This window comes from Tautonia marina (assembly GCF_009177065.1).
Classification (GTDB): Bacteria; Planctomycetota; Planctomycetia; order Isosphaerales; family Isosphaeraceae; genus Tautonia; species Tautonia marina.
Genome location: NZ_WEZF01000002.1, coordinates 451,550 through 464,213 on the forward strand (window position 1 = coordinate 451,550; position 12,664 = coordinate 464,213).

10 protein-coding genes are annotated in these 12,664 nt (G+C 65.9%); 3 read left to right on the forward strand and 7 right to left on the reverse strand.

Going from position 1 to position 12,664, the window contains the following annotated elements:
- Positions 1-41: 41 nt before the first annotated feature.
- The 7 genes from dnaB to GA615_RS04370 all read right to left on the reverse strand — a co-directional run bounded on the left by dnaB (position 42) and on the right by GA615_RS04370 (position 6,858).
- Positions 42-1,484 (reverse strand): replicative DNA helicase, encoded by a 1,443-nt coding sequence (gene dnaB / locus GA615_RS04340; protein ID WP_152050024.1) that lies wholly within the window; start codon positions 1,482-1,484, stop codon positions 42-44.
- A 281-nt stretch (positions 1,485-1,765) separates the two neighbouring features.
- On the reverse strand, positions 1,766-2,407 hold the full coding sequence (gene rplI, locus GA615_RS04345) for a 50S ribosomal protein L9 (RefSeq protein WP_152050025.1): 642 nt from the start codon (positions 2,405-2,407) through the stop codon (positions 1,766-1,768).
- A 95-nt stretch (positions 2,408-2,502) separates the two neighbouring features.
- Positions 2,503-3,039, reverse strand: a complete 537-nt coding sequence (locus GA615_RS04350; RefSeq protein ID WP_152050026.1) for a single-stranded DNA-binding protein — start codon at positions 3,037-3,039, stop codon at positions 2,503-2,505.
- Between the two features lie 172 nt (positions 3,040-3,211).
- Positions 3,212-3,655: a 30S ribosomal protein S6 gene (gene rpsF, locus GA615_RS04355; RefSeq protein ID WP_152050027.1), complete on the reverse strand. Its 444-nt coding sequence runs from the start codon at positions 3,653-3,655 to the stop codon at positions 3,212-3,214.
- A gap of 238 nt (positions 3,656-3,893) precedes the next feature.
- Complete coding sequence (gene pth, locus GA615_RS04360; protein ID WP_152050028.1) at positions 3,894-4,472, reverse strand: aminoacyl-tRNA hydrolase; 579 nt, start codon at positions 4,470-4,472, stop codon at positions 3,894-3,896.
- 67 nt (positions 4,473-4,539) lie between these two features.
- Complete coding sequence (locus GA615_RS27350; RefSeq protein ID WP_161602167.1) at positions 4,540-5,187, reverse strand: 50S ribosomal protein L25; 648 nt, start codon at positions 5,185-5,187, stop codon at positions 4,540-4,542.
- 1,005 nt (positions 5,188-6,192) lie between these two features.
- Complete coding sequence (locus tag GA615_RS04370) at positions 6,193-6,858, reverse strand: HAD family hydrolase (RefSeq protein WP_152050030.1); 666 nt, start codon at positions 6,856-6,858, stop codon at positions 6,193-6,195.
- Positions 6,859-7,262: 404 nt separating this feature from the next.
- On the opposite strand from GA615_RS04370, the gene GA615_RS04375 reads away from it, so the two are divergent.
- From GA615_RS04375 to hflK, 3 genes are all read left to right on the forward strand, one after another.
- Positions 7,263-10,400: a cation-translocating P-type ATPase family protein gene (locus GA615_RS04375; RefSeq protein ID WP_152050031.1), complete on the forward strand. Its 3,138-nt coding sequence runs from the start codon at positions 7,263-7,265 to the stop codon at positions 10,398-10,400.
- Between the two features lie 75 nt (positions 10,401-10,475).
- Positions 10,476-11,489: a protease modulator HflC gene (gene hflC, locus GA615_RS04380; RefSeq protein ID WP_152050032.1), complete on the forward strand. Its 1,014-nt coding sequence runs from the start codon at positions 10,476-10,478 to the stop codon at positions 11,487-11,489.
- A complete protein-coding gene (gene hflK, locus GA615_RS04385; protein ID WP_152050033.1) occupies positions 11,486-12,403 on the forward strand; it encodes a protease modulator HflK in 918 nt (305 codons plus the stop codon). The genes hflC and hflK overlap by 4 nt, the downstream gene beginning before the upstream one ends.
- The last annotated feature ends 261 nt before the right edge of the window (positions 12,404-12,664 follow it).

The window sequence follows — 12,664 nt, forward strand, 5'->3', positions numbered from 1 at the left end:
CGAAGGCCGGGGCATCGCCGGATCGAACACGGAGGCGAGGGTCAGAAGGTCCCGGCGTCGATCGGGCCGTCGGCGACCGCGGCGAGGTTTTCGAACCGCATGAAGTTCTTGAGGAAGGTGAGCTTCACGGTGTCCGTGCGGCCGTTTCGGTTCTTGGCGACGATCAGCTCGGCGATGCCAGGCTGATCGTTGGGGTCGTAATACTCGGGCCGGTGCAAGAGGAGCACAAGGTCGGCGTCCTGCTCGATGGCCCCCGACTCGCGGAGGTCGGCCATGCGGGGGCGGCGGTCCTCGCGGTTCTCGACGCCTCGGTTGAGCTGAGAGAGGGCGACGACGGGCACGTTCAACTCTCGGGCAAGGGTCTTGAGGCGGCGGCTGATCTTGGCAATCTGCTCCTGTCGGCTGTCGCGCCCTTCGCCCGAGTCGGGCTCGATCAGCTGGATGTAGTCGACCATGATCAGGCCGAGGTCCTGGCTGGTCTTGGCCTGGCGAAGCTTGATCCGGCGGGCATTGGCCGTGATCTGGAGCATGTTGCGGGTCGGCGTGTCGTCGATCAGGACAGGGGCGCCGGCCCGCAGTTCATCGTACGCGCGGCCGAGCATGGTCATGTCGCGCTGGTTGAGCCCCTGGCCAGTCCGGAGCTTGTGGCCGTCGACCTTGGCCCGGGCGCCGAGCATTCGGTCGGCGATCTCCAGCTTGCCCATTTCGAGCGAGACGAAGAGAACGGCCTTGTTCTGGGTCAGGGCAACGTTCTCACAGATATTCAAGGCAATGGCCGTTTTCCCCATACTCGGGCGGGCGGCCAGAATGATGAGCTGCGACCCCTGGAACCCGGTGGTAATGTCGTCGAGGTCGAGCAGGCCGCTGGCGGTCCCGGTGATCGGGTGGCGAGACTCGGATCGGAGGGCGATCCGGTCCATCGCCTCGGTGACGATGTCCTGCAGGTCGACCGTCTCGCCGGTGGCCTGCTCCTCGGCAATCCGGAAGACCTGACGCTCGGCGTTCTGGAGGACCTCGTCGGCCGACTTGATGCTGTCGTAACTATCTTTGAGGATCTCGTGGGCACCGCCGATGAGCTGACGAAGGACCGACTTCTCACGGACGATGACCGCGTAATGCAAGGCATTCGCGGCGTGGGGCACGCTGTTGATGATCGAGCCGATCAGCTCGTCGCCGCCGAGGCGATCGTATTGCTCGCGGCGCTGGAGTTCCTCGGCCAGGAGCAGGGTGTCGACGGGTCGGCCGAGGTCGTACAGCTCTCGGATGACGGTATAGAGCGTCTGGTGGGCATCGCGGTAGAAGTCGTCGGGCCGGAGCAACGGCACGACATCGTGGAGGACTTCATTGTCGAGCAAGATCGAGCCGAGCACGCCGCGCTCGGCTTCGAGGTTCTGAGGGGGCAGACGGTCGTCGGGCGGTGCCGACGACGGGGCGGCATTTCTGGGGTGATGACCGTTGCCGTGACCATTGGCGTAGGGGGACATCAGCAAGCAGCTCCGACCGATCGCGGGCGGCGAATGGCCGGGCCGACCCCTCGCGGATCAAGCCAAGAGCGGGCGATCGCCGCAGGGCCGAATCCATGGCTCTATCGAAACCTAAGGGAGGCTGCGGTTCGGCCGGCCGACAACCATGAAAAGAGATCGGCCGGATCACGGCACCAACACGAAGGAAAAGGGGCGTCCCAGACCCGGAACGAGTCAACCGACGCCCACTTTCCGTCACGATCATGCCCAGTGCATCACGCCCCAAGAACCAAAGGAGTGGGTCAGGCCCCCCCTTCGTCTCCCTCGACGTGCGTGGGGACCACCCAGAGCTTGACCTCGCCGGTGATCTCCATGCCCAGGTGGATCGGGATGCTGTAGAAGCCAAGCTCCTTGAGCGGCCCTTCGATCCGAACGCTCTCGGCGTCGATCTGCACGCCATCGGTCGCCAGGGCGGCGGCAATCTGCTGGGCATTGACCGAGCCGTAGAGGTGACCTTCCTCGTTGGCGTTGGCCTCGATGGTGATCGAGCGCTGGGAGAGCTGAGCGGCGAGATTCTGGAGGTCGGAACGCTTGGCTTCTTCCAGGGCCTTGAGTCGCGAGCGATGCTTCTCGACGATCCGAAGATTGTGCGGCGTGGCAAAGGTCGCAAGGCCTTGCGGCAACAGGAAGTTGCGCGCGTATCCCGGTCGAACCTTGACCAGATCGCCCGGCTCACCGAGCTTGGCGACCTTGTTGGTCAAGAGGACGTGCATGTAGCCGTTCTTCGGTCGGGTCGGGTGGTTGTGTCGGCGTTCCCAACCCGGTCGTCGCGTGGTGCCAAGGATGGCCTGGGCCGCCTGGCTCTGCGACTGGGTATGGGACTTGGCTCGGGCCGCCTTGGCGGCGGCCTTGGCCTGCTTGGTCTTGCTGGGGGTCTTGGCCATGATGTCGCGTCCTCGTCTCGTCGGGCGGCGCGAGCCCTGCGCCGTCGGCGGGTCGGGCCGTGCAATCGCCTTGCGGTTGCGTGGTACGGGTCGGGTCAGAACGGGATATCCTCGTCGCCTTGTTCGTCGTGGCTGGGGGCCGGTCGGCGAGGAGGAGGAGCGTACGGTCGGGGGCCGGAGCCGTTGGAGGCCCCTCGGGGCTCACTGCTTTCGGGAGCGGCCCGTCGGGGTTCTCGGGCCGGAGGTTCGTCGTACTCGACATCGTGCCGGGAGGAGGAGGCCCCGGAGTCGTCACTGCGGCGGCTATCGAGGAACTGAACGCGATCGGCCTCGACCTTGATCTTCGTCCGTCGCTCGCCGCTGTTCCGATCTTCCCAGGAATCCATTTTCAGGAAGCCGTCGACGTGGATCTGGCTGCCCTTCTTGAGATACTGGCAGCAGTTCTCGGCCTGACGGTTCCAGACGGTGATGTCGATGTACAGGGTTTCCTCGCGGCGATCCCCGTCTTTGGTATTGTAAACGCGGCTGGTGGCCAGTCGAAGGTCACTGACCGGAGCCCCACTGGGGGTGTATCGCAGCTCGGGGTCATGGGTCAGGCGTCCGATCAGGAACACCTTGTTAAAGTCGGCCATCGAGACGAACCTCCCCGGCTCCGGACCGGTGGGTCACGGCGGATTGCGGACGGGACTCGGACTCACACCACTAAACGGTTGTCACCTTGGAAGAACCGTACCACATGGACCCGCCGGACACAAGCCAAGAAGTCGAATCGGGATGGGCCACCCCGAACGGGACCGGAGCCGATCAGTCGCGGTCGCGGTCGCGGCCCCGGCGTTCACCGCGGTCACCCCGATCACCTCGGTCGCGGCGATCGCGGCGATCGTCGTCCTCGGGCGGGCCGCTTTCGTCGGTCGGGGTGAAGGACATGGCCTGGGTCACCAGGTGATCGACCAGCTTCGGATGGACCTTGAGGATCAGTTCCCGGACCACCAGCTCATCGAGGTGAAGGTCGGAGACGAGTTCCTTGAGCTTCTCGCCATCGACCCGGAAGAAGGTCAGCAGATAGCTGCCCTTCTTGTGGGGGCCGATCTGGTAGGCGAGGCGACGGTCGTCCCACTGGCGGCTGGCGACAATCTCGGCCTCGTGCTTCTTCAGCAGGTCGTGAACGTGCTGTTCCGACTCCTCCCAGGAGGAGGCGACCTTGGTGCTGTCGAGTAGGAACATACCCTCGTACGTATTGACCGGCACGGCGGACTCCTCAAGGACATGGGGGTTTCGTGGAGCGTTGGCGGCTGGCGATTCTCGGTCGGGGGTTCCCGCAATCAGGGTCGATCACGGGCCTGGCCCGAGCGACGGCCTGATAGGAGGGACTGCCAGAGTCGCCAAGGCCCGTCGCTCCTCCCTTCGAAGCGACGGTACTCGAAACCCTTCAGCGTGTTGCGAAAAAAATGGATTCAGAATCGGAAGAACGGATCACCCTGGCAGGTCAGCCACCGACCGCGTTGAACCGGTTCATGGCGGCTTCGAGTCCCTGGGTGACCCAGACGGCGACGGCCTGGGTGGCTTCGATCAGCGATTCCTCGATCACGGGGCGTTCGGTGTTTCGCCATCGGCCGAGGACGTAGTCGGCGGCATCGATCGGGCCGGGATCACCGACACCGATCCGGAGGCGGGGGAACTCCTGGGTGCCAAGCTGGGCGATAATGTCCCGCAACCCTTTCTGGCCCCCGTCGGAGCCTTTCGGACGGATGCGGAGCTTGCCCAGCGGAAGGCTGATGTCGTCGCAGATGACCAGCAGGTCGGTCGCCGGATCGAGCTTGTAAAACTGGACAGCCTGCCGGACACTCCGGCCGCTGAGGTTCATGAAGGTCTGGGGCTTCAGGAGCAAGACCCTTCGGAAATCGATTTCGACCTCGGCAAGAAACCCGTCGAACTTCCGGGAAACAGGGGCCCCGGGGCTTCCCTGGGCCAGCCGGTCGAGCACGTCGAAGCCGACGTTATGACGGGTTCCTTCGTACTTGGGGCCGGGATTGCCCAGGCCGACAACGACTTTCCGATCGCTCATGATCTGCTGCCCTGGGAGCGGCCCGAACGAGGAGTCTCATTCGAGCCGCGACACCTCGGGGGCAAGGTCACTCCGTCGCCGGAGCCTCACCGCCAGCCTCTGCCTCGCCCTCACCTTCCTGAGCAGCAGCACCGCCACCCGATCCGGCCTTCTTCTCGACGACGTGGACCAGCATGACGCTCTCATCCGCGTCGGTCGTTACGCCTTCGGGAAGCAAGGGCTTGAGGTCGCGAACGAGGATCGCCTGGCCGAGGCCAAGATCGCCGACTTCCAGGGTGATCGCCTTCGGAATGGCGTTGGGCTTCGCCTTGATCTTCAGGCTGCGGACGATCTGCTCCAGCCGGCCGCCCAGAGCCAGACCGGCGGGCTCGCCGTGCAGCTCGATCGCCACTTCCGATTCGACCGTCTCGCCGGCGCCGACCCGGAGAAAATCCAGGTGAATGATGTCTTTGCCCAGGTAGTCCCACTGAACATCCCGGACAACGGCCAGCTCGGTCGTCCCGTCCCAGGCGAGCTGGGCCAGGTGGATCGACCGCTTGAGCATCAGGGCCACATCGTCTTTGGAGAGGGAGATGGGGACCGGGTCTTTTTTGTGTCCGTAAATGATCGCCGGTACGCGACCCTGGGCTCGCAGCTTCCGAGCGACTCGGCTGCCGGTGCCCTTGTTTTTTGCCGGGTCGCGCGGCTCGACCTGGATGGTAACCGCTTCGGCCATGGGTAAGGGTGTCCGTCCCTCCGTCGCCGGGCCCGCCCATTCCGCGCCAAGCGGGACGGGCCGGAACGATCCGGATCGGGAGCTCGCAAGGTCCGAAAGAAACCAGATCCGCTCGTGCTCGACCGTCTGGTGAAGATCGAGACGCATCAGACCTGTGATCAAACGAAAAAAACGCCGCCCGCCTGGGCCGCGCATCACGTGATTATGACGATCCTCTGCCCGACCCGCAAGTCCCCAGCCCCCTGCGCGATCCGGTCTGCCCCTGAGCCGCTGTCCGGCACGCCCGGGAGCGCGGTTGGGAATTGACGTAACCGGTTTTGCCATTGGCACCAGTGCCAATCGCGTTGGCTTCGTTTCGGCACACCCGGTTGCGGGGATCGAGGGCGCCTCGACCCGCATCGGCACTCGGAATCAGGCGCATGATGCGCCGAGGGTGCGCCATAGGGTGCGCCGAGGAGCGCCGACGGAATTCGATCCAAGTCGTTTTGCAGCAAGGGTTTTCCATTTCCGTTTGGCTTCGTTCTGCTCTGTGGAATACCCCTAGGATTGCTCTGCGTGCATGCATTGCCGAGAGGCCGTTTACTTCGGAAAAGACAGGGGACAAGCCAGGAACCTCCACGCACGCAATTTCCAGTTTCGGGGAGTATTCCACAGAGCAGCTTCGTTCCGTTTTTTCGGATGTTCGAGGAATCGGGATTTCGGTGAGCGTTTCGAGGGAGAACAACATCCAGCCAAGCATCACGGTAATTGTTGGATTGCCCCACGATTCGGGCCGTCCGGTTCAGAACGCGGGGGTCTGACCTCCAGGATGATCTGCGGCGTGGGGGGATCAAAGCTTCCAAAAGGGAGGACAGACGCCTCGAAGGCTCGGGGCCGGCCCGCGAACTCGGGCGGGCACCCCTCTCTGAAAGAATCGGGGAATGGGGGAGGTTCAGTCACAAAATCGGTCGGACGCGCACAATCGGCACGCGACCGTGCGATTGAGAGGCAGCGCGAGCGGTTCGATCAGGACGCAAAGAGGGCCAGGATGCGGGGGTCGTCGAGGCGATCGGCATGCTCATGAGCGTGGGCCAGTCCTGAGGCGGGGCTGTGGTCGTGGGGGATGGCGACGACGAAGGCGCCGGCGGCTCGGGCGGCGGAAACGCCGGCAGGACTGTCTTCGAGGACAAGCATCGACGAGGGAGCGACCCCGAGGCGGGCGGCGGCGGTCTGGTAGATTTCCGGGTTGGGTTTGCCTCGGGAAACTTCATCACCGCCAAGGACGAAGGCGAAGTGTTCGATGAGGCGGTGATTGCCGAGCAACCGGAGCGCGTAGGCCCGTCGGGTCGAGGTCGCCACGGCGCGGGGAATGCCAAGCTCTTGCAACCGACCAAGCAAGGTGAACAACCCGGGCATGGGGTGAACTGCCGTATCGACGAGGGCGTCGAACCGCTGTCGGGCCTCGGCCAGAAGGGCTTCGGGAGATTCGGTCAACCCGGCCATGGCGATCAGGGCGGGACCCGCCTCCGACTCGGGGCGGCCGATCATGGCAGCCATCATCTCGTGCGTGAAGGTCTTGCCGCGGTCGGCAAGCATCTCGGCTGCAACACGGAAAAAGAGGGCCTCAGTATCGAAGATCAGGCCGTCCATGTCGAAGGCAACAGCGCGGAGGGGGGCGGCGGGGGTGGTCATGCCAGTTCGTCGAGGAAGGTCGGGGAGGGGAAAGGGGATCATCCTAACGGCGAGCGCGGGGGCGCGCCGAGCGGGTCCTCAATGGCACAGCTGGACGCCGCCGGTCGTCTTGATTCCCTGTGGCTCGGCGACGCGGAACGAGGCACAGAGGGGAATCGGACATGACGCAGAGACGCGGAGGCGCAGAGAAGCGGGAGAAAAGAGGTGAAAGAGCGAGAAGAGAGAGGAGAGAAAAGGGATGAGGAGACTCCGAAGACGTGACGCCGACTCCGAGGAAAGGGGAACCGCAAGAGGCGCAATCGGCCAGCGATCGGGCGCCGGTCGCTTGACCCGGGAGCCGGATCGCGGCACGTTGGAGCACGAAGGCGGCCCCCGGGCCGGTCGATCGAGCCTTGCGAGAGGGGATGGGCCTCGTGCACCGCGAATATCACCCGGACGACATGCAACACCTGCGGGCCCATGCCTTTGAGGCAGCCGGCGCGCATGATGACCACGAACAGCATCACCGCGACGAGCACCTGAGGCTCTATCTGTTCACGGCGTTGCTTGGGGCGCTGATCGGGCTCGATCTGGTGCTCTGGTCTTTCGCGCCGACGAGCTGGCGGGCCCCCTGGGGGGTGAGCCTGATCTGGGTGGCGGCCCTGGTCGGCTCGGCCCGGATCGTGTATCAGGCGCTGGAAGCGCTGGTCAAAGGGAGGGTCGGGGCGGATGTGGCCCTGGCGGTCGCGGCCCTGGCGGCACTGGCGTTGCGCGAGCCGTTCGTGGCGGCGGAGGTCGTGTTCATCGCCATGGTGGGCGAGGTGCTGGAGGCGATCACGGCGAACCGGGCGATGAAGTCGATTCGACGCCTGTTCGACCAGGCCCCGAGGGTGGCTCGGGTGCGCCGAGACGGCCAGCTTGTTGAGGTTCCGCCGCACGAGGTCAAGGCGGGAGAGGTGGTCGTGGTCGCGGCCGGTGAGCGAATTCCGGTCGATGGGGAGATCGTTTCGGGTCGAAGCACGGTCGATCAGTCGGCGTTGACCGGCGAGTCGATCCCGGTCGATCGCGGCCCCGGCGAGGACGTGTATACGGGGACGATCAACCAGTTCGGTCAGATCGAGGTGCGGGCTGATCGGGTCGGGCACGAATCGACGTTCGGGCAGGTGTTGAAGCTGGTGGCCGACGCCCAAAGGCGGAAGGCGCCGATCCACCGGACGGCGGATCGCCTGGCGTCGTATTTCCTGCCGGCGGTCTTCGCGGCGGCAACGATTACCGTGGTGGCGGGGTTGCTGCTGGGCTGGCCGGATACGGGACGGCGAGCGGTGGCCGTGCTGGTGGTGGCCTGCCCGTGTGCCCTGATTTTGGCGACCCCGGCCGCCGTGATGGCAAGCATGGCCTGGCTGGCGAGGCATGGGGTCGTCATCAAGGGGGGGGCGGCCCTGGAACGAATGGCGCGGTGCGACGCGATTGCCTTCGACAAGACGGGGACACTCACGCTCGGCACGCCGGAACTGGTGACGGTCGAGTCGTTTGATGATCGAACGGCCGACGACTTGCTCAGGCTGGCGGCCTCGGCCGAGCGAGGGGGAAGGCATCCGCTGGCCGATTCGGTCGTCCGGGAAGCCGATCGGCGCGGGCTTTCGGTGCCCGAGGCGAGCGACATTGTGGCCATGCCAGGCGCGGGAGTCGAGGCCCGCGTGGTCGATCCGGGGGGGGCGGAGCGGTCGGTGATCGTCGGCAATCGCCGTCTGATGATCGAGCGAGGGCTGGCACTGGATGCCACCGTCGAGGAGGGGATCGCCCGGCTCGACGGGATCGGCCAGACCCCGTTGCTCGTGGCGGAAGCAGGGCGGATTGTCGGCCTCCTGGGAGCCCGAGACACGGTGAGGCCCGAGGCCCACGATGTCATTCACGATTTAAAACACTTGAAATTCACCCTCATCGCGCTGTTGACCGGCGACCGCAAACCAGCGGCGGAGGTGGTGGCGAAGAAGGTGCATCTGAAGACGGTCGAATCGGAGCTGCTCCCGGCGGACAAGGCGGCCTGGATTCGGGAGCGCCAGGGAGAAGGGCGACGGGTGGCGATGATCGGCGACGGGATCAACGACGCTCCCGCGCTGGCGGCGGCCGATGTCGGGATCGCCATTGCCGGGCCGGGCGCCGACCTGGCGGCCGAGGCGGGCGACGTGGTGTTAATGAATGATCCGCTGAACGTCCTGCCCGACTTCGTGAAGCTGTCTCGGGCGACGGTGCGGATCATCCGGCAGAACATCATCCTGTTTGCGTTTGGCCTGAACGCGGGGGCGGTGTTTCTGGCCTTCCTCGGCGTGCTTGGGCCGGTGGCAGCGGCGATCCTGCACCAGATCGGGTCGCTCTTGGTCCTGCTGAACGCGATGCGGTTGCTCGGCTTCGGCGACTGGCACGAGATGCCTCCGTTCCGGCAGATCCGAGCCTTCGGCCGGGCGATCGACGCCTGGGACGATCGGCTCGACCTGGGCCGGGTGGTCGATCGGGCGATGAGCCACTGGCGAGGCGCGCTGATCGGACTGGCGATACTCGGCGCGGTGGCGTATGCAGGGTCGGGGCTGACGACGATCGGCCCCGAGGAGGTCGGACTGGTGAGCCGGTTCGGTCGGTTCGAGGGCACGATCGATCCGGGCTTGCACCTGCGATGGCCGAGGCCGATCGAGCGAATCGTGCGTCTGGAGCCGGATCGCGTGCGAGGGGTGTCGATCGGATTCCGGACGATCGAGGTTGAGCGCACCACGGACGGCTTCCGCTGGGAGAGTGGGCACGATCGTGCCGACGCGAGGGCGACGGAGGAAGCGCTGGTTCTGACCGGAGATGGTCGGCTGATCGAGCTGACGGCCACGGTCGAGTACCGGCTCGGCGCGTCCCGAGATCACTGGAGGATCGCAGCCTTTGGAGTGGATCGCGCGGAGGAGGCGTTGCAGTCGCTGGCCGAGGCGAGCGTTCGGTCGGTCATCGGCCGACGACCGCTGGATGCCTTGATGACGGACCGCCGGGGAGACGCCGAGCGGGCCTCGACCGAGGAACTCCGCCGACGGGTCGCCGAGGCGGGGCTCGGGCTGGAGGTCGTGGGGGTGACGTTCCGGGATGCTCATCCGCCATTGGCGGTGGTGGATGCATATCGGGATGTCTCGCGTGCCAATCGCGATGCCGAGGCCCAGGTGAACGCCGCGCTCGCCCAGCGTGCCGAGCGATTGGCCGATGCTCGGGGACTGGCCGCCGAGACGCTGGCCCAGGCCGAGGCGGATCGTCGATCGTCGGTGGCGGTTGCCTCGTCGTCGGCCGCGTCGTTTTTGGCCCTGCAATCGGCCCGCACGTCGGCACCGAAGCTAACCGACCACCGGCTCTATGCCGACGCGGTCGAGGCCGCCGTGGCCGATCGGCCGAAGCTGATCCTTGACCCGTCTCGGGCCGATCGCCGCCGCCATTTGATCTTGGGGGAACCGGCAATCTCCGGATGGCTCGGCGATCCCGAGCGATTGCAGGACGATCTCCCGCGCACGCCAACCGCCGAGCCGGAGCCATCGCCGTGAGTGACCACGGGATGGACCACGAAACCCTCACACATGCCTTCCTGAAATCGTTTGATTGATCATGAAAGGTCTCCGATGCGTCGATCCTCGGTTATCGCCGCCCTGCTGATATTCGTCGTGGCCGTGCTTCTGGTCGCGGCGCGGTCGATCGTGGTGGCGGATGAATCGCAATATGTGCTCGTAACCAGCTTCGGCCGTCCGGTCGTGCTGTACGGCGATGATCCGGGAGAGGCGGGCCTGCACGCCAAATGGCCGTGGCAAGGGGTCTGGTCGATCGACCGCCGCCTGAAGTCGTTCGACACGAGCACGAGGGAAGTGATCACCGGGGACAAGAAGAATCTGGAGATCGCCGGGTTCGTTGCCTGGAAGGTGGCCGATCCGATCACCTTCCTCCGCGCCGCCGGATCGAGCGAGGCAGCCGAGGCGAGGCTGGAGGAGCGGATTGCCTCGGCGTTGAGCGATGCGATCGGCCGGAGAGAACTGGAGACGCTCGCCTCGACCGATTCGACGGTCTGGGCGCTCGACGCCGTGACCGGGGAGGTGCAATCGGCCGTGGCCGAAGCGGCAAGCGAGGAGTTGGGGGTCGCGGTGGTGGACGTGAGGCTTCGCCGGTTCAATCACCCGCTGGAGGTCCGGCCGGCGGTGTTCGATCTGATCCGGAGCGAACGCCGACAGGTGGCCGCGCAGGTCCGCGCCGACGGGGAAACGAAGGCCCGCACGATTACCAGCCAGGCCGAGCGGCAACGGGAGGCGATTCTCGCCGAGGCCGAGGCCGAGGCCGACCGCATCCGAAGCTCGGGAGAGGCCGAGGCCACCCGCATCCTGAACGAGGCCCACGCGACCGACCCGGGCTTCGCCGAGTTCCTGCGGACGCTGGAAACGTATCGCTCGTTGCTCGACGGCCGGGCGACGGTCGTCCTGTCGGCCGATAGCCCGTTGCTGAGGCTCTTGAACCAGGGGCCGGGATCGGAGGTCCTGCAAGCTCCGGCAACAGCTTCCACGCCGACTCCTCTGGCCCAACCGACACCGGCTTCGGGTGCTCCGGTTGCTGCGACCGATCCGAACCCGTCCGGGGAGGACGAGGAATGAGCCGTCGAACACGGATCGCAACAACGATGGGCCTGACGAGCCTGGTCGTCCTGATCGTTCTGGCAACGGGCCTGGTGGCGGTCGAGCCGGGCGAATCGGTCGTCGTCCGGCGCTTCGGTCGGGTGATTGATCGGCCGATGGGAGCAGGGTTGCACTGGGTCGCCCCCCTCGGGATCGACCGGATCGACCGCGTTCGGACGGACGAAGTGCGACGTCTGAGGCTTGGGCTGGCCGGCATTCCCGGAGCCGCCGAAGCCCCCGGCGCCGGTGAGTTTCTCTCGGGCGATCAGAACGTGCTGCAAGCGGAAGTGGTCGTCCAGTACCGAGTGGCCGATCCGGTGGCGTTCGTGGTGGGGGTCGATCGGCGTGAGGAGGTGCTGGCCGCGCTCGGAGAGGCGTCGTTGAGTCGGGCGCTGGCCCGTCGGGGGATTGACGATGCGATGGGAGGCGATCGGCTGGCCGTGGCCGTCGAGGTGGCGGAAACCTTGCAAGACGACTCGGAACGGCTCGGGCTTGGGCTGGCGATCCTGGGGGTGAATCTGACCGAGGTTCGTCCTCCCGAGGAAGTCCGACCCGACTTCGCCGCCACCCAGGCGGCCCGGAGTGAAGTCGATACGAGGCTCCGCGAGGCGCAGGGGCTGGCCGATCGTCTGCTGGCCGCCTCGGCGTCGGAAGTCGGGGCGATTCTCGACCGCGCCCATGCCGCGGCGGAGCGCTCGGTGATTCTCGCGCGGTCGCGGGCCGACAGGTTCCGATCGCTGGCGACCGAAGTGAACCGAGCCCGCCCGATGACCGTTCAGCGGATCTATCTCGACACGATTCGAACCCAGTGGCCGAGGGTCGGACGAACGGTCGTCCTTGCGCCGGACGAACCCCTGGATCTCAGTATCCTCGGGCCGGTAGACGAGCCTTGACCGTGAGGCTGGTCCAGGCGTGGCATCCTCGCGACGAACACCCCTTGATTCTCCGACACAAGGCGACCGTTGGCCGCTGGAAAAGCGGCCGTGTCATGCCACTGGTGAGGGCGTCGAACCGCTTCGGTTCGGAAGGGATGGTTGACAGGTGGCAAGACGCGACAGAGAATCCCGATGAGGCTTTCTTGAGCGCACGCGAGCGGGAATGGTCCAATCGGATCGCGAGGTCGATCGGTTCCGACACTTCCCGAGGTCCCTTCA

Bases quoted from the DNA above. Each gene is read 5' to 3' on its own strand.
- dnaB (WP_152050024.1), bottom strand. From the start codon at position 1,484: ATGTCCCCCTACGCCAATGGTCACGGCAACGGTCATCACCCCAGAAAT.
- rplI (WP_152050025.1), bottom strand. From the start codon at position 2,407: ATGGCCAAGACCCCCAGCAAGACCAAGCAGGCCAAGGCCGCCGCCAAG.
- GA615_RS04350 (WP_152050026.1), bottom strand. From the start codon at position 3,039: ATGGCCGACTTTAACAAGGTGTTCCTGATCGGACGCCTGACCCATGAC.
- pth (WP_152050028.1), bottom strand. From the start codon at position 4,472: ATGAGCGATCGGAAAGTCGTTGTCGGCCTGGGCAATCCCGGCCCCAAG.
- GA615_RS27350 (WP_161602167.1), bottom strand. From the start codon at position 5,187: ATGGCCGAAGCGGTTACCATCCAGGTCGAGCCGCGCGACCCGGCAAAA.
- GA615_RS04370 (WP_152050030.1), bottom strand. From the start codon at position 6,858: ATGACCACCCCCGCCGCCCCCCTCCGCGCTGTTGCCTTCGACATGGAC.
- GA615_RS04375 (WP_152050031.1), top strand. From the start codon at position 7,263: ATGGGCCTCGTGCACCGCGAATATCACCCGGACGACATGCAACACCTG.
- hflC (WP_152050032.1), top strand. From the start codon at position 10,476: ATGCGTCGATCCTCGGTTATCGCCGCCCTGCTGATATTCGTCGTGGCC.
- hflK (WP_152050033.1), top strand. From the start codon at position 11,486: ATGAGCCGTCGAACACGGATCGCAACAACGATGGGCCTGACGAGCCTG.